The organism is Candidatus Poribacteria bacterium (assembly GCA_009839745.1).
Lineage (GTDB): Bacteria > Poribacteria > WGA-4E > WGA-4E > WGA-3G > WGA-3G.
This window is the reverse complement of sequence record VXPE01000066.1, coordinates 1-22,216: the sequence shown is the minus strand read 5'-3', so window position 1 is coordinate 22,216 and position 22,216 is coordinate 1. Positions and strand designations below refer to the sequence as shown.

General features: G+C 49.4%; 15 protein-coding genes. 12 read left to right on the top strand and 3 right to left on the bottom strand.

Annotation, left to right across the window (positions count from 1 at the left end; genetic code table 11):
* Positions 1–966 precede the first annotated feature (966 nt).
* From F4X88_10830 to F4X88_10775, 12 genes are all read left to right on the top strand, one after another.
* Positions 967–1,710 carry a hypothetical protein gene (locus tag F4X88_10830; protein ID MYA56781.1) on the top strand — a complete coding sequence of 248 codons (744 nt, stop codon included), beginning with the start codon at positions 967–969 and terminating at the stop codon, positions 1,708–1,710.
* Positions 1,711–1,758: 48 nt separating this feature from the next.
* Positions 1,759–3,141: an FAD-binding protein gene (locus F4X88_10825; protein MYA56780.1), complete on the top strand. Its 1,383-nt coding sequence runs from the start codon at positions 1,759–1,761 to the stop codon at positions 3,139–3,141.
* 142 nt (positions 3,142–3,283) lie between these two features.
* Positions 3,284–4,282, top strand: coding sequence for a C-terminal binding protein (locus F4X88_10820; protein MYA56779.1), 999 nt, complete (start codon positions 3,284–3,286; stop codon positions 4,280–4,282).
* A gap of 126 nt (positions 4,283–4,408) precedes the next feature.
* Positions 4,409–5,641, top strand: coding sequence for a tryptophan synthase subunit beta (trpB, locus tag F4X88_10815; protein MYA56778.1), 1,233 nt, complete (start codon positions 4,409–4,411; stop codon positions 5,639–5,641).
* A gap of 145 nt (positions 5,642–5,786) precedes the next feature.
* Positions 5,787–6,413: a HEAT repeat domain-containing protein gene (locus F4X88_10810; protein MYA56777.1), complete on the top strand. Its 627-nt coding sequence runs from the start codon at positions 5,787–5,789 to the stop codon at positions 6,411–6,413.
* A 153-nt stretch (positions 6,414–6,566) separates the two neighbouring features.
* On the top strand, positions 6,567–7,484 hold the full coding sequence (locus tag F4X88_10805; protein ID MYA56776.1) for a GTPase Era: 918 nt from the start codon (positions 6,567–6,569) through the stop codon (positions 7,482–7,484).
* A gap of 110 nt (positions 7,485–7,594) precedes the next feature.
* Positions 7,595–13,459, top strand: coding sequence for an excinuclease ABC subunit UvrA (gene uvrA, locus F4X88_10800; protein ID MYA56775.1), 5,865 nt, complete (start codon positions 7,595–7,597; stop codon positions 13,457–13,459).
* A 77-nt stretch (positions 13,460–13,536) separates the two neighbouring features.
* A complete protein-coding gene (locus F4X88_10795) occupies positions 13,537–14,388 on the top strand; it encodes a J domain-containing protein (GenBank protein ID MYA56774.1) in 852 nt (283 codons plus the stop codon).
* Between the two features lie 138 nt (positions 14,389–14,526).
* Positions 14,527–15,303: a phytanoyl-CoA dioxygenase gene (locus F4X88_10790; protein MYA56773.1), complete on the top strand. Its 777-nt coding sequence runs from the start codon at positions 14,527–14,529 to the stop codon at positions 15,301–15,303.
* A gap of 116 nt (positions 15,304–15,419) precedes the next feature.
* Entirely contained in the window at positions 15,420–16,592 is a 1,173-nt protein-coding gene (solA, locus tag F4X88_10785; protein MYA56772.1) for an N-methyl-L-tryptophan oxidase, read from the top strand.
* Positions 16,589–18,058, top strand: coding sequence for a DUF4403 family protein (locus F4X88_10780; protein MYA56771.1), 1,470 nt, complete (start codon positions 16,589–16,591; stop codon positions 18,056–18,058). Before solA ends, F4X88_10780 begins: the two co-directional genes overlap by 4 nt.
* Positions 18,059–18,077: 19 nt before the next feature.
* The gene (locus tag F4X88_10775; GenBank protein MYA56770.1) at positions 18,078–19,430 is read left to right on the top strand and encodes a hypothetical protein; all 1,353 of its coding nucleotides are present in this window, start codon (positions 18,078–18,080) and stop codon (positions 19,428–19,430) included.
* A gap of 138 nt (positions 19,431–19,568) precedes the next feature.
* On the opposite strand, the gene F4X88_10770 is transcribed toward F4X88_10775, so the two are convergent.
* The 3 genes from F4X88_10770 to F4X88_10760 form a co-directional block, all read right to left on the bottom strand.
* On the bottom strand, positions 19,569–20,312 hold the full coding sequence (locus F4X88_10770) for a hypothetical protein (protein MYA56769.1): 744 nt from the start codon (positions 20,310–20,312) through the stop codon (positions 19,569–19,571).
* Positions 20,313–20,512: 200 nt separating this feature from the next.
* Positions 20,513–21,235, bottom strand: a complete 723-nt coding sequence (locus tag F4X88_10765) for a hypothetical protein (GenBank protein MYA56768.1) — start codon at positions 21,233–21,235, stop codon at positions 20,513–20,515.
* Positions 21,236–21,271: 36 nt separating this feature from the next.
* On the bottom strand, positions 21,272–21,883 hold the full coding sequence (locus F4X88_10760) for a hypothetical protein (GenBank protein MYA56767.1): 612 nt from the start codon (positions 21,881–21,883) through the stop codon (positions 21,272–21,274).
* Positions 21,884–22,216 lie beyond the last annotated feature (333 nt).

Genomic DNA, 22,216 nt, shown 5'->3' with positions numbered 1-22,216 from the left:
GAACATATTACCCCTTCTATGAGGTTATGTCAAACATTATTGCGTAAGTCCTAATCATCTCAAAAACTGATTTTCAAGTTCTCCGTCGCAGAGAAGGTATAGAGAGACAGGAATTTGCAGAAGAATGGCATATCCTTTTCCGGACTGATGACCCCACCTATCTCCAACCAATCTTCCAAGATTCGGATATCGACTCCACTCCATTATAGGAGCGATTTTCGATTCCACCTGTTCCAGGTTACCGTGTCGCGTTTTCCAACTGGGTTTCCCAAAGATCAGCATCTATATAGAAACACATATCACGTTGAAAAAAAATAACTTTGCATTTCTAAACTAAATATGTTATCATATATAATCTAAACCTGAATTAATAACGTATATAACCCAAGTTGCGACTTACGAGGTTTTAAGCATACAGATAACGTTTTTCATTGAAATAGGTCATGATTCGTAGGCGTTTTGTAGCGTAGACTGTCAGTCTGCGTGTTTTTTGTAGTTAGGACTTACGCACTACTTCTTAAAGTCCCCCTGATAAGGGGGATTTAGGGGGTTAAAAAGATGATAAATGCTGCTTTTTTGTGTCCAAATGTCCGATATTTGATCCATTTGCGTAAGTCCTGGTAGTGTAAAGTTTCAGTGTGCCCCTGAGATGCACAACCTAACAGGTTATGCTACAAACTGGCAACTTGGGTTATATATTTCAATGATACGAAACTAACGAACAAAGTGAGTTCTCGGACCTTCGCATAACGTCTGCATAGAACTCACGCAGATTCTTCGTAAAGTAATTTATCAACCATTAGTAAAATGTTACACTTTTCACCAAATTATTTTTTTCTACACACAGAATTGCAACCGAGAAACACCCAAGAACCCACGCTACCACTGGTATCTCAACCGAAAACCCGCACAGAAATACCAATTTAAAAATGTTATAAAAACGTAACATTTTAAGGAGAAATTGCCATGAAACTCCAAGAAGAACACAAAGAATTTGTCGTTAAGGGATACGCCTGTTTTATGAAACCCGGTGAGATTCTCGAAAACTTTATGATCGCTTTCGCACCCCATATCGTCAAAGTCTTCCTCGAAGACCACGCAGATAGACTGCAAAAAGAAGTTGTAGAAGAAATCTTACGGGAAAAGGCACGCTTTACAGAAGAGCATTACCTAAAAAACTCCCGCTCTAACATCTATCAACGGGATTTGTATAAAATCATAACAACAAAAAAGGGCATCCAACAAAGAAGGAAGGTCTATGTAGACTGGGACATAATCATCGCACAGATCAATCGCTACAATGAGAGGCTCAAGGGAAAGTTCGCAAATAACTTCCGCAGACTCAACATCACACACCCCCAGTTCCCACAGAAATATCGAACCCTCTTCAACGAAGCCCGCGAACAATATCTCGCCAGTTACCGCACTGCCAGTCTCAGCCTCCCAGCAAACCTTATCCTTGAATTGGAATTTCTATACGGGCTCACAAAGGAACTCGCAATCGACACACGCGACCTCAAATACATCACCCAAGCCGCCCAGATCCTCAAAACTATCGCCGCATGCAACGCCGTCAACCAACAAGAGCAACCCGTCGATATCACACCCCAAGAAGTCGAAGCTCTTCAAGGCACCCAGAAAACCTTGACCGACCAACTCAGAAAAGAGACCCGCCAATTACAAAAACACACGGAGAGCAAAGATGCCTAACACTTTTCCCTTGCCATCACGTCCAAATTGTGCTAAAATACCGATAACATGAATCAACAAGACCTAAAGCATTCCCATAAAGAACTCTATACGCTTCTCGGAACACGCTTCAGCACAGATAGTGCCGTCCGAGACGCACACGCTCGCGATGCCTCCTATCACCGAGGCGCGCTCCCGGATGCCGTCGCTTTCCCGAAAACCAATGCCGAAGTCGCCGAAATCGTCAAAATCTGTGCAAAATATAAGATGCCGATAGTCCCTTACGGAACAGGGACCGGCGTTGAAGGGGCTGTCGTCACAACTGAAGGCGCGCTCTGCATCGCGCTGAACGATATGAACCGCATCCTCCGCGTCAGCCAAGACGATAGAGATGCCACCGTCCAAGCCGGTGTAACGCGCCTGCAATTGAACACACATCTCGCAGAGATCGGCACACAACTCCACTTTTCCGTCGATCCGGGGGCGGATGCCTCATTGGGGGGGATGGCAGCCACGCGCGCCTCCGGCACCAGTGCTGTCCGATACGGCACGATGCTCGATAATATCCTCGGTTTGACCGTTGTCACTGCCGATGGATCCATCGTCCGGACGGGGACCAGGGCGCGGAAGTCTGCTGCAGGCTACGATCTCACGCGTCTTTTCATCGGTTCTGAAGGCACACTCGGGATCATCACGGAAATCACGCTCAAGTTGACACGGTTACCGGAAGCCGTGGCATCTGCTGTTTGCGCGTTCCCAACCGTAACTGCAGCAGTGGACACCGTTATCGCGCTCATGGGGGCAGGGGTGAGTATTGCCCGTATTGAGCTTTTAGATGAACGCCAGATGGATGCCGTCAACACATACGCCGGGTTAGCATACCAAGTCGCACCCACGCTCTTCTTTGAGTTTCACGGTTCCAAGCACACCGTCGCAGAGAGTTCAGAGATCGCTGGAACTATCGCAGCAGCGCATGGAAGTGGGGATTTCCGATGGGCAACAGACGAAAACGAACGCAAACGCCTCTGGCAAGCCCGATACGATAGCTACTATGCCGCTTTAAACCGCCGTCCCGGTTCCGTCGGTTACGTCACTGATGTTTGTGTCCCGATATCTGAACTCGCCGAATGCATCGCCAAAACGAAAGCACTCCTCGCTGAATCGAGCCTTGACCCGTCGCTCCTCGGACACGTTGGAGATGGGAATTTTCATGTCGTCTTCCCGCTTGAAGCGGATAACGCCGATGAATTGGCAGAGGCGCAACGCCTCAGCCATCGGATTGTAGATGTCGCTTTAGAAATGGGAGGCACTTGCACCGGTGAACACGGTGTCGGTATCGGCAAAAGACAGGCATTACAAAAGGAACACGGATCAGCAATCGATTTAATGCGTGCTATCAAACACGCTTTGGATCCCCTAAACTTAATGAACCCCGGCAAGGTCTTCTTATAGACACGTTTTTCGATCTTGTCGCAGAGAGAAAAATTGTGCCTTCTTGCGAGACCGTAGCCCGTAACGCAGTAGAGGGCGGATTTAAGAAAGACGCGTCACGGGTTCAAGTCCGTGTCGTTCTTCCGCAAGGTAGGATTAAAAAATGCAAAACAGTTGGAAAATCCTCATCACCGATTACGCTTGGCCCTCCATAGAACCTGAACGACAAGTCCTTGCCGAGATCGGGGCGGAACTCATCGCCGCGGAGACTGGCGATGAGGCAGAACTCCTACCCCTCGCGCCAACCATCGACGGCATCCTCACCTGCTGGAAACCTGTTCGCGCGCCTGTTATTGCCGCCGCTGAAAATTGTCAGATTATCGGACGTTGTGGGATCGGACTTGACAACATTGATGTGGAAGCCGCTACGGAACACGGTATCATTGTGACCAATGTCCCTGCGTATTGTATCGACGAGGTATCCGACCACGCCATGGGGTTGCTGCTGGCGTGTGCCAGAAAAATTTCGCGTTTTGATCGGGCGGTCAAGGGAGGCACATGGGAGCAGAACATCGGACCCTCGATGCGCAGAATTCGAGGGAAAACGCTCGGGGTCATCGGATTCGGACGGATTGCGCGGTCAATTGTGCCGAAGGCGAAAGCGTTCGGATTTACAATCAACGTATGTTCCCCACGGACCGATCCCGAATTGATTCAACAGCACGGCGCACAAAAGGTTTCGTTTTCAGAACTCCTCGCGACCTCCGATTTCATCACTATCCACGCACCACTGACACCGGAAACGCAGGGGATGTTTGGCGAGGCGGAATTTCGGGCGATGAAACCGACGGCGTATCTGATTAATACTGCGCGTGGCGGTATTGTAGACACCGATGCACTCACCACTGCGATCTGCACCGCTGAAATCGCCGGGGCAGGCGTAGACGTATTGGCAACGGAACCACCTGAACAGACCGAAGAACTGCTGACGCTTGACAACGTCGTCGTTACACCGCACGCTGCTTTTATATCAGAGGAATCGATCTTTGACTTAGAGATTGCTGCCGCCACGTGTGTCGTGGAAGTACTAACCGGCAAACTACCAGAATCCGTCGTCAACCCATCGGTTCTGGAACAATCAAACCTCCGCGCAAATTTTTAAACGATGTTTGAGGATTAATGAAATTAAAACAAAATTGTAGCCTGCAACAACGGCGCAGGCGGATATACGGAGATGAATATGAAATCCCAGGTCCACCCAAACGAACCGCAAGGAAAAATTAAAAGTATGAAATCCCAGGTCCACCCAAACGAACCGCAAGGAAAAATTAAAAAACTTCCTGACGCAACAGGGCATTTCGGACAATTCGGGGGTAGATACGTCCCCGAAACGCTCATGCCTGCCCTTTTAGAACTTGAAGAAGCATACCTGAAACTCAAAGACAATCACGACTTCCAACAAGAATTTCAGTACTACCTCCGTGAATATGTCGGACGGCCAAACCCACTCTATTACGCCGAGCATTTAACAGAAACACTTGGTGGCGCAAAAATATATCTCAAACGCGAAGACCTCAACCATACAGGGGCACACAAAATTAACAGCGCGATCGGTCAAATCCTCCTCGCTCGCTGGATGGGCAAAAAGCGCATCATCGCTGAAACCGGCGCAGGACAACACGGGGTCGCAACAGCCACTGTCGCCGCGAAGTTCGGTATGGAATGCGAAGTCTATATGGGTGAGGAAGACATAGAACGGCAAGCACTCAATGTTTTCCGCATGCAACTCATGGGGACAAAGGTCGTACCGGTGAACTCGGGGTCGCGGACTCTCAAAGATGCGATCAACGCCTGCTTCCGCGATTGGGTCACGAACGTCCGAAACACGTATCTACTTCTCGGATCAGTTGTCGGCGCGCACCCTTATCCGATGATCGTCCGAGACTTCCAATCCGTCATCGGCGACGAAGCGAGATCACAGATTTTAGAGCAAGAAGGCACACTCCCGGATTGTGTCGTCGCCTGTGTCGGGGGTGGGAGCAATTCACTCGGCATGTTCTATCCCTTCTACGCTGATGAATCCGTTCGGCTGATCGGTGTGGAAGCCGCAGGCGAAAGCATCCGAAGTGGGCGGCACGCCGCACCTCTCACGGCTGGCAGTGTCGGCGTCTTTCACGGTGCGAAGTGCTATCTATTGCAAGAGGATGACGGTCAGATAACCCCCGCACATTCCATCTCCGCAGGGTTAGATTACCCGGGTGTCGGACCGGAACACAGTTATTATCGTGAGACCGGTAGAGCGGAATACGTCCCTGTTACCGATGCAGAGGCGATAGAAGGATTCCGATTGTTATCCGAGACAGAGGGCATCATCCCGGCATTGGAATCCGCACATGCGATTGCCTATCTGCGTGAGCTCGCACCTAAACTCGGTAAAGACAAGATCATCGCTGTCTGTCTTTCAGGTCGTGGGGACAAGGATGTGTATACTATCGCAAGTGAATTGGGCATCAAGCTTTAAGAATCTTGAGGATCTTTAGATACCCAGAACAACGCCGGACTTCTGGAGATTTTTCGAGAGATTTCCACAAACAACTTGCTATCTAACCGTGATATATGGTATAATTTTGTCGCGTAGTCAAAAAGATAGCAAGCGAGGTGGCACCATGGCACGCGAAACTGTGAACGCTGCTGCAAATTTGTCCCTGCAGCAAAAGCTCCGCAAGTTCATCACGTGGTTCTCACATCGAGATGGTCCTGTCAGGAATTGGCGATATTTTCCGACCCGCGTGTTGCTCCGAAAACTGCAATCGGAATCTTCCGAAATGCGTGCTTATGCCGCTGAAGGATTAGGCGGTGTCGGCGATGTTCACGCCGTCGCGCCGCTCATCAACGCCTTAAGTGATAACAATTCAACCGTTCGCCGTTTCGCTATTTCTTCCCTTGGACATATCCGAGACCCACGCGCGATTGACGTGCTTATCCCATTTCTGCAAGACGAGGAAGCTGACATGCGATGTGCCGCTGTTGTTGCCCTCGGCGAATTAGGTCTTGACGAAGAGAGAGTTTCAAATCCGCCTGTCCAGATCATAGAGGCACTCATGAGCAGCATCTGGGACACCGACAGAGCCGTCTGTTCCGCTGCTGTCGTCGCTTTAGGCAGAATCGGTAATCCACAAGCCATTTCTGCGCTTAACGCATTGGCAGATGCCACTGAGAGCGAATGGGTCCGCCGCTACGTCAGCGAGGCATTGCATCAAATCGAAGAGCAGAATGCATCACTAAATTCCTAAAACTTTTCCTTGATTTTGGTTGCCCGATTTGGTATAATATATGTTAAGTTTATTGGTGTGAGAAATCGGATTTTCGCTGAGGCGTGTTCAGATCCTACATCAGCACATTCCACGACCCATACATATCACAACATCCATCTATCTTCAAAAATTATGGACGAAAATCAAAACTTCAAATCCGGGTACGTTAGCATTATCGGTGCACCTAACGTCGGTAAATCCACCCTGCTCAATACCATTTTAGGGCAGAAACTCGCTATCGTCACCCCGAAACCACAAACGACTCGGAATCAAATTCGTGGGATTGTCACCACCGATGCCCATCAAATTATCTTTGTTGATACGCCCGGTCTGATGAACCCCAAGTACCGCTTACAAAGTGAAATGGTCAAAACCGCATACGGGGCTTTAGGAGACGCCGATGTTGTCCTTTTTGTGATTGATGTCGCCCGCCCAGATCCTGAGATCGAAGATACGATCCTCAGACGTCTCAAGCGTGTCAACGCAACAGTTATTTTGGTTCTCAATAAAGTAGATCTCGTCGCAAAGCCAACCTTACTCCCGATGTTTGAAGACTACAATCAGAGATATGCGTTCGCACATATCATCCCCATCTCCGCATTGACTTCCGATGGGGTGCCGCGCCTGCTTGAGGAGATTGAAACGTACCTACCCCTCGGACCCCGCTATTTTCCAGAGGACCAACTCAGCGACCTGCCTGAACGCTTTTTCATCGCCGAAACCGTTCGTGAAAAGATTATGCTCATGACGCAACGGGAAATCCCTTACGCCTCCGCTGTCATTGTTGAGGAGTTTGAAAGACGCCAAACGAAAAAGTCGGATGAAATCATCTATATCCGAGCCATCGTTTACGCAGAACGGCAGACACAAAAGCAAATTATCATCGGTAAGGGGGGCAAGTTGATTAAACGGGTCGGTGAACTCGCACGAATCGACATTGAGAAATTCTTAGACACCCGCGTCTTTTTAGAAATCTACGTAACAGTTAAAGCCAATTGGCGAAAAGACCCGCGCAAACTCAAAGAGTTAGGCGGTTTCGCAAATATTTAACTGCGTTTTTCTGGTTAAAAGCCTTAATCGCCTCCAACCCAGTCAAGAATTAACCAAAAACCTGCCTGAAACGAAGTGGAAGGCAGACCAGGAGCCAAATAGTTAAAAAGATGACAGAAGAGTCGATTTTTGTACAGGGTGCCCGCGAGCACAATCTCAGAAATATTGATATCCAACTCCCAAAAGACAAACTCATCGTCTTTACAGGCGTGAGCGGTTCAGGTAAGTCTTCAATGGCAATTGATACCGTTTACGCCGAAGGACAACGCCGATACATTGAGTCTTTATCGGCGTATGCCCGGCAGTTTTTAGGGCAGCTCGGCAAGCCGGATGTGGACGAGATTGTTGGATTATCTCCTTCGATTGCCATTGATCAGGGATCAACAGGACATAACCCGCGTTCCACGGTAGCAACCGTAACCGAAATCTATGACTATCTCCGTGTGCTCTATGCGCGCGTCGGACAATTCCACTGTCCCGAATGTGGACGTGAAGTCGGTTCACAAACTGCCGCAGATATCGTGCAGGCTTTGCTTGACTACCCAGAGCGCACCAGACTTATCATCTTAGCCCCGATCCTCAGAGGGTCCCGCGGGGCCCACGAAAGAGAACTTGAGGATTTACGCAAAGCCGGTTTCGCGAGATTGCGAATCGACGGTGAAATATACGAACTCCGACCCGGACTAACCCTCAATCCCAATCAACGTCACGACCTCGATGTGGTCATCGACCGGATTGTTATCAAAGACGGCAGTGAACCGCGCGTCGCTCAAGCCGTGGAGACTGCACTCATGCGTGGGGACGGAAGTCTCCTTGTTCACGTCGTCCCCACTGAAGGCATGGGTTCTCCGTTTACGTCAGAGGAAGATGACCTGCTGTTTAGTGAAGACTATACCTGCGCCCATTGCCGGATCAGCTTTGTGAAACCGGAACCTCGACACTTCTCTTTCAATAATCCCGATGGAATGTGCGAGAAATGTCGCGGGTTAGGTGTGCAGATGGGCATCTTGCCAAGGTTGATTGTCTCGGATGATACCCTCTCTATTATGCAAGGTGCCATAAGCCTATGGGGACCCCTTAATACACGAAACACCGCTAAGGAAAAAGTGATCGCTGAAGCGCTCGCAAAACACCTCGGATTTGATATTGAGACCCCTTGGAAAGACCTCACACCGGAACAACAGCATGCCGTCCTCTACGGCACCGGGGACGATATTCTGACGATTACACCCCCCAATACGGGGAGACACAGAGGGCGAAAGCAACGGCGGCAATATCGTGTCCATTTTCACGGGATTATTCCAACGGAAGAACAGAAATACCACTTTGAAGGTGATGAAACCAATGAGGATACCTACCCCGATTATTTCGTCAAAATGTCCTGCAGGGCCTGTGACGGAACCCGACTGAACCCGTGGGTAAAAGCCGTAACGATGGGCGATACCTCCATTACGGACGTTCTTGAAATGTCCATTCAGGATGCCTCCAAATTCTTCGATGAGTTGGTACTTCCAGAGCGTGAGGCGTTCATCGCATCGGAACTCTTAAAAGAAATTCGAGGACGGATCGGATTCCTTATGGATGTCGGATTGGGATACCTAACCCTCGCTCGTTCCGCACCGACACTCTCCGGTGGCGAAGCACAACGGATTCGTCTCGCCAGCCAAGTCGGGGCTGGATTACGTGATGTCACCTACGTCCTTGATGAACCGAGCATCGGTTTACATCCACGCGACCATGCCGGTTTGCTGATGACACTCTTAAACTTGCGGGATCAGGGCAACACCGTCATCGTCGTTGAACACGATGAGGCAACCATGTTGGTGGCTGATCTGATTGTCGATTTCGGTCCCGGGGCGGGTATTAAGGGAGGGAACATAACGGATATTGGTACACCGGCACAGTTCATGAAGGAAAGCAATACACTCACGGCGCAATACCTCCGAGGCGATAAGGTCATCGTGCAGCCGGAATCCCGTCGTCCGATAGGAGATAAGTGGGTGCAAATCTGCAACGCACGCCAGAACAATCTTCAAGGGATCAGCCCCAAAATACCGGTTGGGACACTCTGTTGTGTAACAGGCGTGAGTGGGTCTGGGAAAAGCTCCTTAATTCACGATATTCTCTACAGCGCACTCGCCCGCGACCTCATGAAAGCAAAGACTGTGCCGGGGGATTACGACGATATTCGAGGCATCATTGACGGAAAAAATGTTCCTGTCTCTGAGGTCATTGACAAAATTATCAACATTGACATGGCACCTATCGGGCGAACACCCCGTTCCAACGCGGCGACCTATACAAAGGTTTTCGATGCGATACGCGCACTCTATGCGGGGTTGCCCGAGGCGAAATTGCGCGGCTATAAACCCGGACGGTTTAGCTTCAACGTCGCTGGGGGCAGATGTGAAGCGTGTAGCGGTAACGGCGCGAAGAAGGTCGATATGGGACTCCTCTCCGATGTGTGGGTGGAGTGTGAGGTGTGTGAAGGGAAACGCTTCAACAGCGAGACCCTCACCGTTAAATACAAGGGGAAAGACATCTCTGAAGTCCTTGAAATGGATATTGACACCGCGCTTGCGCATTTTGCCGATATTCCGAGGGTCGCGAGGGGATTGAAACTGCTCCACGATGTCGGTTTGGATTACATTAAACTCGGACAACCTGCCCCCACGCTTTCCGGCGGTGAAGCACAACGCATCAAACTCTCGCGGGAACTCTCTAAACGCGGCACAGGTAAAACGCTCTACATCCTTGATGAACCCACAACCGGTTTACACTTTGACGATGTAAATAAACTGTTGACGATACTGCATCGGCTCGTAGATGATGGCAACACGGTTGTCGTTGTTGAGCATAATCTGGAAGTCGTCAATTCCGCAGATTACCTCATTGATTTGGGACCCGAGGGCGGCGTGGGAGGCGGCACTATCGTTGCTGTAGGCACCCCTGAACAGATCGCAGAGATGCCTGAATCTTATACCGGTCGGGCACTCCGGGGTGATTTTGATATCAGTTCTTCTGCCAACCCGAATGAACCGCAGGGTGTAATGGCAGATTCTAACGAAATCATAGCCCGAAACGCGCAGGGGCGAGGGGACCTCGTCTGTACAGAAGTCGGATATACAGAACGGAACGTGAAACCCCCAATTCACTTAAACGAACCGAAAGGAAAAATTGAAAACATTGCTGTGCGTGGGGCTACAGAAAATAATCTCAAAAATATTGACATTGACATTCCGCACCGAAAAATGACCGCATTGACCGGGGTGAGCGGCTCTGGTAAGACTTCGCTTGCACTTGATACGGTTTATGCCGAAGGACAGCGCCGCTATATCGAAACGCTCAGCACTTATGCCCGTCAGTTTATAGGACAGATGGAAAAGCCCAAGGTCTCAAAGATTGAGGGACTCTCACCCGCGATTGCGATTTCGCACGCCAACGCTGGGCAGAACCCAAGATCCACTGTCGCAACGATTACGGAGATACACGATGGACTCCGCACGCTTTACGCCCGATGGGGCACACCCTACTGTCCCGATTGCCAAGTGGCGGTCCAGCCACAGACGGCGGAAGAAATAACGGAACAGGTTTTTGGAATCCTCCGCGAACAGTGGGTAGATGTCCTCACACCGCTTACGAATTTCTTGCTGCTTCCTGAAGGTCAAGAAGGCGTTTCACGGGGTAAAATCGTTGATGTCAATGCGGGTGAATCGGCATTCGGTTTGAAAGGGAACGAGGATTACGCCGATGTGTTTCGTCGATTGCAAAGAGCCGGATTTGTGCGCGTCCAAATTGATGGCGAAATTCACCGACTTGATGAAGTGCCAAAACTCAGTAGAGGTATTCACCATGAGGTCTTTATCGTTATTGACCGCATCGAACTTGTAGACGAAGAGAAAAGCCGTTTTACAGAAGCGGTAGAGTTGGCACTCCTTCAAAGTGGCGGGTTCGTGCTTATCGAGAAAAGAGAAGGCGGACAAACAACAGGACGGCATTTCCTTAGCGAACATGCGATGTGCCGTTCTTGCGGCAACAACTTTGGACAATTGACCCCTCGACACTTCTCTTTTAACAACAAAGTCGGAGCGTGCGATTTCTGTGATGGACGTGGAAGGAACATGCACCCACCTTATATGACGTGCAACCAGTGCCACGGGACACGACTCAAGCCCTTTCCAAGTTGTGTCAGATTTGAAGATGTGACCGTCTCTGACTTGATGGCATTGTCAATTACCGAGGTTATTGAATTCTTCAACGCACGTCTGAAACAGATTGACGTCCAAATCGCCGATGAGGCGCGAGGCGGTAAGGGGGATCTCCCGGGCACGAAGGGTGTATCGACCTCAAGAGCGACACATCCGTCACTTCACATGCATACGTCACCGGAATTTGAAGCCGAAGTCCTACACCAAATTCGGACGCGACTTCAGTTCTTGGAAGATATTGGTCTCGGCTATCTCGCCTTAGAGCGTGGGGCACCGACACTCTCAGGTGGCGAAATGCGCAGAATCCAACTCGCGAGCCAACTCGGTAGCGGCCTCACCGGGGTAACCTATATTCTGGACGAACCGAGCATCGGTTTACACCCACGCGACCAAGAACGCCTCATCGCTGCACTCAAGGAACTTCGCGATATCGGCAACAGCGTCCTTGTTGTTGAACACGACCGCGATACAATATTAGCCGCCGATCATGTGATTGATTTCGGTCCCCAAGCGGGCAAAGGAGGTGGCGAGATTGTCGCTATTGGGACCCCAGATACCTTCGTAGAGGCAAGGTCCCCTCGTCCGACCTCAAGTCAACAACTGATAGCCCGTGACCCGCAAGGTAAAATTGAAAAATCCTTGACGCACGCCTATCTTTCCAATGAAATGGGGATTCCTGTTCCGAAAGAACGACGCAAAGGCACAGGCAAACAGTTAGCAATATTTGGGGCAAAAACGAACAATCTGAAGAACATTGATGTCAAGATTCCACTCGGAACGCTCACCTGTGTAACCGGTGTTTCTGGGTGCGGAAAGAGTTCATTCGTTGAAGGCACCCTAAAACCCGCACTTGAAAGTCGGCGTTCTATCAAAACCGGTGACCCGAAAGACCGTCCCTATACCCATTATCTCGGCGATGGCAACCGAGAACCCATATATAACGACTATGGGCAACCGGAATATGAACGCATCCGCGGTGTGAGTCATATCAAACGTCTCATCAATGTGGACCAGAAGGCGATCGGGGAAACACCGCGTTCCAATCCAGCGACGTATACCGACCTGTTCACGAGAATCCGTGAACTCTTTGCTGAACAACACGACGCAAAGATGCGTGGGTATAGTATGGGCACGTTCAGTTTCAACCTCGCACAGGGACAGTGCCATGTGTGTGAGGGACACCGTTTCATTCGCGTCGAGATGCATTTCCTCCCTGATGTGTGGATGCCGTGTGAGGCATGTAATAGCACCGGTTATAGCATGGAGACCCTTGAAATCCGTTACAACGGTAAAAATATCGCTGAAGTCTTAAATATGACAGTAGATGAGGCACTCACATTCTTCAGCGAGAGCCCACGTATCTGTCGGACGCTCCAGATGTTAGCAGATGTCGGTCTCGGATACATTGAATTAGGACAAGCAGCCACAACCCTCTCCGGCGGTGAAGCACAGCGAGTCAAGCTTGCGAAAGAATTAGCACGTCGCCAAACGGGTTCAACGCTCTATATCATGGATGAACCCACGACCGGACTCCATTTCGACGACATCCAAAAACTTCTCAAAGTGCTGAACCGACTCGTTGATGCTGGCAACACGATTATCGCTGTCGAACATAACATTGACGTCATCAAATCCGCCGATTGGATCGTTGATTTGGGACCGGAAGGCAGTAAAGGTGGCGGAGAAGTCGTTGCGATGGGGACACCAGAGGAAGTTGCGTCGGTGCAGGAATCTCATACTGCGCGTTTCTTACGCGATGTTTTGTAGAACGTTTTTGATAAAACCTTGACAAATTCTGAAATGTATGGAATGATAATACTGTATCTATTAAAGATGTCGTATCCATGATGCAGATTCCAGATTACTATCAAGTCTTAGAGGTCGAACGGGATGCTACCGCTCGCGAAATAAAGAGTGCCTATCGGAAACTCGCAAAACGTTATCATCCGGATAAAAATCCGGAGCGGACTGCTTTTGCAGAGAAGATGTTCCGCGAAGTCTGTAATGCCTATAACACGCTCCAAGACAAAAAACGGAAATCTGACTATGATCGAACCCTCCAAACGATCGAACGGCAGCAGAAGTCCGAGGAAATCTATTTCGACCGGCTGAAAAGAATCAACCAGACTTACGCCAAGTTGGAATTGCTGTTGCAAGCGTTGCTCCATCACAATTATGAAACCGGCGTTTCTATGTATGAGCAGTTGCAGCACCGCTCTCAGGAGATTGGAAAGCAATTGCGCATTGACGACTTCCTGAGCTACGAAGAGAGTCGGGACTGTGAGTTTCTCGTCGCCGAAGCATACCAGAGACTCGGATTTTCTAATGGCGACCGAGATCGCTCCTACAAAATTGAGCAGGCAATGTTAATTTATGAATCTCTCTTGTCTGCCGAAACAAAGCGTCCCTGTTTCAGGCACTTCATCCGAGAAGTCAAAGACCGCCTCAAATTCATCTATCTCTATCATTTCAGTGTTGAGGGATACAACCAAACACATCCAATTCCGTTGACGAAAATCCGTGAACTAAAACTCTCGAAACGCGAGACCGCATGGATGTACAAAAAAATTGCGGAATTCTACGTTGAAATTGATCGGTTCCCAGAAGCGCGAACCGTTTTGAAAATGGCATTCGAATTGCAACCCCAACTTACCGGTGCTAAGAAAATCTGCCAAACACTCAATATGGGATATTAGTTATCGGTTATCAGTTTTCGGTTAAGAACGGTTTATGGCGGACAAAGCGTTGGCAACTGTCACACGAGTAAACTATACACCTAAAGCGAAGCGGAGGGGTTTTTGCTTGGGCGTTTCTTCAGATATACGGAGGTAACCATGAATACACAAACCCCCTTTACCGAACCGCAAGGTATAATTAAAAAATTCGCTGAGAATTACCGAACAGACGGATTCTTGACCGGTATTCGTATTTCCGATGAAGTTGAAGCAACGCGCCATCGGCAAGCCTATGACGCACTGGAAGCAGAAGTCGGGGCAGAGAAATGTGAAATCGGTCTTGTTGATTGGCATTTCGACTACCAATTTATCTGGGAAATCGCAACACATCCAAAAATCGTAGATGTCATCGAGGCACTTATCGGTCCCGATGTGATGCTGTTAGCCACGCATTTCTTCTGCAAATACGGTCCCCGCGACAAATTCGTGGCGTGGCACCAAGACGTGACGTATTGGGGACTTGAACCGCCAGACGCAATCACCGCTTGGTATGCCATAGACGACAGCGATACAGGGAACGGCTGCATGCAGGTAATCCCTGGAAGCCATCAACCAGGGATCAAGGAACACGGGAAGTCTCAACAGGCAGGCAACCTACTGAGCATCAATCAGGAGGTTCCGGTCACGGAAGCGGAGGCAGAAACCGCCGTAGATTTGGTCCTAAAAGCCGGTGAGATGTCCATCCACCACGGGCAGATGATTCACGGTAGCCTACCGAACCATTCCACGCGTCGGAGGTGTGGCTTGACGGTTCGCTACATTGATCCATCGGTGCGGCAGGCAGAAGAGAATTCGCTGAAACGTCCTTGGAAACCGATTCTACTGCGCGGCGAAGACCGATACCAGAATTTCACGACTGTCCCAAATCCATTTTAATAGTTTTCGGGCGTCAGTTATCGGTTAAGGGGTTTCGTTTATAAAGCCCTCTTGTAACCGACAACTGAAAGGGGTGCTTAGCAACCCATACTGACAACTATTAAAACTCTAAAAAAATGCAATCTCGTATATACGATACCATTATTGTTGGTGCCGGTGGAATGGGGAGTGCAACCGCATACCATCTCGCTAAATCTGGCGTAGACGTGCTTGTCTTAGAACAGTTTCAGCGTGGACACAGGTTCGGCAGTTCGCACGGTGAAACCCGTATTATCCGGTTTTTCTACGATAAACCCTTTTACACCGAGCTGATGAAAACCGCCTACGCGGAATGGCGCGACCTCGAATCGGTATCGGGGAAACCGCTGCTGTTTATCACAGGGAGTGTAGGTATCGGCGCAAAGGGAAACCTGTATGGACGCGCGACACGGCAAAGCTTAGATGCCGCAGGCGTTGAATCCGAGTGGTGGGATGGGGCACAGTTAGCAGAACGTTTTCCGCAATTCCGATTGACGGATGATATGGAGATCCTTTATCAGAAGGACACGGGTTTTCTCCGTGCCGCCGAGTGTGTCTCCACTCACTTGCGGTTGGCAGAACAACACGGTGCGGAAATCCGGGAGGAGACCCAGGTAACCGACATCAATTGGCAGACAGATGTGCTAACTGTTCGGACCGAAAACACCCAATTTCATGGTAGGAAAGTCATCGTGACAGCGGGGGCATGGGCTGCGACCCTACTCGCGGAATTGAATCTCCCGCTCACGGTTACAAAACAACAGGTGTGCTACTATCAGCCCATAGACAGCGAACGTTTCCAGCCAGACCGGTTTCCTGTCTTTACAGAAGTGACCCCTGATGGGGAATTCATCTATGCCATTCCGGCTTTTGGTGCTTTTGATAAACGGGGTGGGGTGAAAATTGCACGGCACGGAAGAGGACAGATCATCTCCCCTGATACACCCGAACGCACGCCTGATGCAGATTACATTGCTCATATAGATGCTTACGTCCAAGAACGCCTCCCAGAACTTGGGAAAACCACGCATACCGAGGTCTGCCTTTATACTGAAACGCCAGACGAAGACTTTATCATTGACGCACACCCGCACTGTCCCGATCTGCTGATTGCGGCAGGTTTTTCAGGGCACGGCTTCAAGTTTTGTGCCCTCGTCGGACGCATTCTGAGCGAACTCGTCCAGACTGGTAAGACCGGTTTTGACATTTATCCATTTCGTATTGACCGAGAACACGAAATCTCAAGCGGTATTCCAAGGTTGCAATCATGACGAAGCAGATGCGAATACAACTAATTGTGGGTGTGGTTTCCATTGGCGTCGTGTTAATCTGCGTTATGTTGTTTTTCCCCATGCCGCGCGGTTCCGATCTCACCATCCAAGCACCCGCCCCGCCGCGGGAAGTTGCACCTGCTCCCTTGCCACCCCCGATCCCTTCAGTCATTGCTGTAAAGGCGAATTTGCCCATACAGGATGTTAAAACGTTAGCAGAATCTGCGCTCAGAGACTATCTCAGCAAACCCATCCAGCGAAAAGATGGCGCGATTACATACGCGATTAAACTGGATATTGACCCTCTCACGATGGCGGGATCGTCAGACGGGACTATATCCGTAAACGTTCCGTTCCAGTTCAGCGGGTGGGCACGCGTTTCAAAAAAAATCTTCGGGCAGGTCGTCCAGAAACGTGAAGATATTGAAGGAACCGCGACCGCCTCACTCACCCTTACCCCAACACTTAACTCGGATTGGCGTATGACTGCCAAAACGACCTCTGATATTTCCATCCAGAAAGCCGAAATAAAGATTTTGGGCATCACAATTTCAGTGCGTCGGATTCTTACCGAATTGGTGCGGGAGGCAGTCCTTCCTAAATTAGAGAACCTCATCGTCAAATACATCACTCACATAGACATAAAGACTCGCGTCGCCGGTTTATGGACAAAACTTCACGAGCCGATAGTTATCAATCGAGACCCGCGAATCGCGCTCACCATAGAGCCGCTGGGAATCCTCGCGCAGCAGTTGTCGAGTGACGGGAAAATGCTCTCGTGCAGTCTCGGCATAGAAACCTATATTCAAGCGAATATGGGAGATGCATTAACGGGTGCTCCCGATACTACGACCGCCGACTTGCCAGACATTCGGTTCGTGGATACCCTTGAATCCGGCTATCATATCATGGCACCGATTGAAATAACCTACATTGCTGTTGAAGACTTTGCCAAGCCCCATGTTGAAAAATCTCACAAGCTCAAAGGGATTGATACACTTGTTAAAAATTTGACCCTCTACGGCAGCGGCACCCAGCTCGCCGCAGGGATTGCATTCAGTATGCCCTCATTAGGCGCGGAGGGACAACTCTATCTGCTCGGAACGCCCGTGTATGACGCGACGGCGATGTCCGTTTCTGTTAATGAATTCGACTATACACTAACGACACGAAGTCTGCTCTTGGATATTGCACAAACCGTCGGAGAGGGCTTCTTTCCAGACCTCCGCGCAACAGTCGAAGATAAACTTGTCTTTCCATTAGAAGATCGGTTCACCGAACTCCACAAGAAGTTAGCAGAGGTCATTGCAGAACGCCGGATCGGTTCATACGTCGTTTTGCGCGGCACCATAGATACCATTACACCGGAGGCACTTTACCTCACGCAGACAGGTGTGCATATCCCATTCCGCTTACAGGGCGATCTCATCTGTGAGGTGAATATTAGTTCTTCTCAGTTTCCATAATTTTTGAGGAGCCCGCACGATGTCAACAACTCTTAAAGCAGGAAGTGCCAGCACGAATATCACGCCGCCCCTCGGCACGAGAATACCGGGCGGTTTCCGACCGAGATACGCTGAAAATGTCGACGATGAACTTTTTGCCAAGGCAGTCGTCATTGATAACGGAACAACACGTATCGCAATCGTTACTTGCGATCTCATCGCTATACCAGAGAAAGTCGCTGATGCCACCAAAGCACGTATCGCCGATAGATGCGATATTCCACCGGCACACGTCATGATCAATGCCACACATACACATACTGCTGTCGCAATCGCCGATCTGCTGGGTGTTGATGAAGATACCGAGTATACCGAGTGGGTGCCGCTGAAAATCGCCGATGCCGTTGAACTCGCAGTGTGGCGACGCAAGCCGGCACGGATAGGATTTGCCAGTGTTGATGAAGAACGCATCACCTTCAATCGGCGGTGGCACATGAGAGATGGGACGGTCCGTTTTAACCCCGGTATCGAACACCCAGATCTGGTGAAACCGACCGGGACAATCGATCCGGAGGTGGCGATGATGTTCGTTGAGGCTACCGATGATGGGACTCCGATCGCGGCGGTTGCGAATTTTTCGCTCCACTATATCGGTACAGACAACGGTAATGCTCTCTCCGCAGACTATTTTGGACACTTCGATCGACTGATGCAACACTATCTCGGGGATACATGCATCTCGCTTCTCTGGAACGCCGCATCGGGGCAGATTAACAATACTGACTTCAGTGGACGGACGAAATGGACAGCGAGCGGACATCAGCAGGCGGTGAAAATGGCGAACGTTCTCGCTGGACATTTTATTGTTGAGAAGCAACTCATGGAGATGCACGAAACGCTTGATCTCAGTGGCGATCTCGCCACGCTGACGTTCCAACGTAAAGAGATTACGGCTGAGGACCTTAAAATTGCTGAACAGGTATTGTCTGTGCCGCAAGGTACTTACGATGCCTACGAAACGGGTCCGTTTAGTTGGGTCGTCGGAGAACCGATACCGAACGCACTGGTTGATGTCTACGCCCGCGAATGCCAGCGGTTGGCGAAGTTACCGGCACAGATGACCGCACCCGTTCAAGTCATCCGTCTGGGTGAGGCAGCGATTGTCGCATTGCCCGGGGAGGTGTTCGTTGAGACGGGCATGAATATCAAGTCGAGATCCGACGCAAATCCAACATTTCTCGTCAGCTTAGCGAATGGATATATCGGCTACATCTGCACGGATAAGGCATTGATAGAGGAAGGCGGATACGAGACGTGGGCAGCGAAGTCCTCACTTCCAGCTGTTGGGACGGTGCCAACGATGGAGACACTCGTGGCTTCATTGCTAAATTAGTGCGGATGAATGTGAGAGAATTGTAGCATAGACTGTTAGTCTGTGCTACGTGAAGGGACGTTAAAGGTGATCCTTGGGAAACCTCTTTGAGGGTGTCCAAATCCTACTAAAATCTGCTATAAATGTCCTAATAGTATGTTAGTCGCTGGGTTCCGCCAAATATATTGTCCGCTTATCTGCTTCGCTTTTGAAGAGTAAAGGTAAGTCGAGCTCGCGAAAGGTGACAACGTAGGGAATGCCACCGTGTTCTTGAACCTGTTGGCTGAGAGATTTCCATTCACTTTTTAAATAGTAGGGACGCGCAGTATGTTCTGTGAAAAACATCAGACGAAGATAGTCGTAGTGGGCTTCTCTTTTCCGGACATTAATTTCGGTGAGAAGCACGGCATTTTTCGGCAGGTGTTCCTCCGCAAACGCCGCAATCTCAGAGAGCGTATGTTCATTGTGAGTTTGGGTGACCCGCCAAGCCTGAATACCCTCTCCAATGCATAGGATCACAAGCAGCGTTGCCCAAGCAACACGAATCCCGCGTCTGTAGTGTGACTCGTTGGGTTTGTGGTATGTGGTCCGCTCTATGAAGCCACCGAGTATCAATAGAAACGCGGGCATACTGATGAGTGTCGCACTCGGCGTTTTCGTGGTGGCGAGCGAAAAAGGGAGTAAAACCCCAAACCCCCAGGCATAAAGTAGATAGAGACCGATATTTTTCTCGCGGAAAAGGCGAAAAAACGAACAACAAACTGCCACAACAACCGGGAGAGTCAGTAGGTTCAATATCTGAGCACTGTACAGAAACGCTTTGTACCAGGGGGCACGCCACCCTTCAACGTCTTCTGTTGAATAGGACTTCCGCAGTGTAGCATAAACTTTAGTTTGTGCCACCTCGGAAGTCAGATGTGACGGAGGTTTCTACACGTTCTAACCGGTCGAAAATCCCCTTTTTGCGTAAGTCCTGTTGAAGAATAGGCACGCTGTCGGGCAGGTTTGAAAGGCACCTCTACAGCATGTAGACGTGATACAGAAGCGTTAAACAGAGCACTGCAGAGATACCGCATCCAAGGAAAGTGGAGATAGCGTTTGTTTTACTCTCCTCCCACGGAGATGTTGAATTCGATATTCACATGCCCGCCTTCCTCTTGGAATGCCTTGATTTCTCGGAAGACTTCAAGATTTTCCGATAGCTGTCTTATCGCTTCAGTCTCATCTGCTGGTAGAAGACTTATAGATGCTTCCGTCATGGTAATTGCGTCATCAACAGTCAAGGTACCTTCATTTGAACGTCTAATATTTTCAACCAATGTTTCAATTTCAGGACGGTCTCCAAACATCTCTTTAAAGCGGTCCGTAAGCCGATCATAAGCATAATCAGGATCGGTGTCAAGAAAGTCATTGTAGTCTTGACTGGCTGCCTTTATCTTTACCCAGTCGATTCCCTCAACAGGGGATTCCGGTAACGCTTCCGGGAGTTCTACTGTAGAAAGGGAAAGTGGATCCAATGCCAAGTCAAACTCGGTTGTATCTGTTTCTTGAAACGCTTGTCTTTCTGTTTCGATATCGGGTATTTCGGGGGTTATGGAAGAATTTTCCAATATTTCAGGTTCCACTATTGTTACGGATGGCATCTGTGTTGGATCTTCTTTTAGTTTCAACTCCCTTTGTTTAACTGGAACTGAGATATCTTCAACTTTGGGTAACTCTGGGAGTTCCCCCACAAAATGTTGATTCTCCCAGCGCGTGAAAAAAAAGATACCAACGCAAAAGAAGATAACGAGAATAGCGGCAATACCTAAGATCTTAATGTACATTCTCCCCTCCTTTCATGAGGAAGCAGAGCACCTTGGCTATGGTGAACCAAACCTGCCCGGCATCTCATAAGTTTCGAGATTTTTGCCCTGGCTTTCAAGTAGTTTACCCATTGATTCCAGCCCTCCCAGAGCGTCTTGTAGACTTTTGAGCAATTCGGTGTGTGCTTGCGTTCGTTCTTCAGGCTTAACATCTGTAAGCATCTGAACATGCCATTCGGTGGCATGTTGTATATCCGCGAAGGTTCCTTTTTGGTTGCGGACGAGGCGGACAAAGAGTTTGACCCATTCGTCACCAAGTGGATGTGCTCCGAAACGAATCTTTACGTACTTTGAGAGTTCTATCTCTGCTGCTTCTATATCTGTTTTCAGTAGTGAAAAGAAAGCAAGGTAATGCTCTTGCGCCTCATCTACCGTGGGATCGATAGATACGTTTCCTTGTTGAGGGGTTTCGGGGGGGTTATTTTCTACTTGACTATCTTTGGAGGATGATTTTTCTCCGGAATCTATCAATTCTTCAGTAGCGGTAGCGTTTTGTTCACCAGCTATAGGTGTCTGCTCTTGATTCGAGGTTTTCTGCTGGTTGCCTATACATCCAGAATTGAAGAGGGATAGACAAATGAGACTGCTAAAAATAATAACGAATCGCATTGTTTCTCCATAATAATTGGAAGGCGATCAAGAATGAGATCGCCCTTCTATACAGGGTACTACTGGGTTTTGCTATTAGTGGTCGTGGGTCTCCCACCAACAGAATAAGTATATAGCGTTGGTCTCAATTATCCAATCGCACTCAATGTGGAACTTGCCTGCTTCGGCTTCCGGTGGAGATACAATATCCAGCGATATCGGCAAAAATCCCATTACTAAAAATGCTGCGATAGCAATTATCAAAATCTTTTTCCGAATTATAGATTGTCCTTTCTGAACAGAAACTCGGGCAGAAAGCCCAATGCTTTAGCTTTGGGATGAATGCCCGCCCTG

Excerpts from the sequence above, each read along its gene's own strand:
- F4X88_10830 (MYA56781.1), top strand. The coding sequence starts at position 967 with ATGAAACTCCAAGAAGAACACAAAGAATTTGTCGTTAAGGGATACGCC.
- F4X88_10825 (MYA56780.1), top strand. The coding sequence starts at position 1,759 with ATGAATCAACAAGACCTAAAGCATTCCCATAAAGAACTCTATACGCTT.
- F4X88_10820 (MYA56779.1), top strand. The coding sequence starts at position 3,284 with ATGCAAAACAGTTGGAAAATCCTCATCACCGATTACGCTTGGCCCTCC.
- trpB (MYA56778.1), top strand. The coding sequence starts at position 4,409 with ATGAAATCCCAGGTCCACCCAAACGAACCGCAAGGAAAAATTAAAAAA.
- F4X88_10810 (MYA56777.1), top strand. The coding sequence starts at position 5,787 with ATGGCACGCGAAACTGTGAACGCTGCTGCAAATTTGTCCCTGCAGCAA.
- F4X88_10805 (MYA56776.1), top strand. The coding sequence starts at position 6,567 with ATGGACGAAAATCAAAACTTCAAATCCGGGTACGTTAGCATTATCGGT.
- uvrA (MYA56775.1), top strand. The coding sequence starts at position 7,595 with ATGACAGAAGAGTCGATTTTTGTACAGGGTGCCCGCGAGCACAATCTC.
- F4X88_10795 (MYA56774.1), top strand. The coding sequence starts at position 13,537 with ATGATGCAGATTCCAGATTACTATCAAGTCTTAGAGGTCGAACGGGAT.
- F4X88_10790 (MYA56773.1), top strand. The coding sequence starts at position 14,527 with ATGAATACACAAACCCCCTTTACCGAACCGCAAGGTATAATTAAAAAA.
- solA (MYA56772.1), top strand. The coding sequence starts at position 15,420 with ATGCAATCTCGTATATACGATACCATTATTGTTGGTGCCGGTGGAATG.
- F4X88_10780 (MYA56771.1), top strand. The coding sequence starts at position 16,589 with ATGACGAAGCAGATGCGAATACAACTAATTGTGGGTGTGGTTTCCATT.
- F4X88_10775 (MYA56770.1), top strand. The coding sequence starts at position 18,078 with ATGTCAACAACTCTTAAAGCAGGAAGTGCCAGCACGAATATCACGCCG.
- F4X88_10765 (MYA56768.1), bottom strand. The coding sequence starts at position 21,235 with ATGTACATTAAGATCTTAGGTATTGCCGCTATTCTCGTTATCTTCTTT.
- F4X88_10760 (MYA56767.1), bottom strand. The coding sequence starts at position 21,883 with ATGCGATTCGTTATTATTTTTAGCAGTCTCATTTGTCTATCCCTCTTC.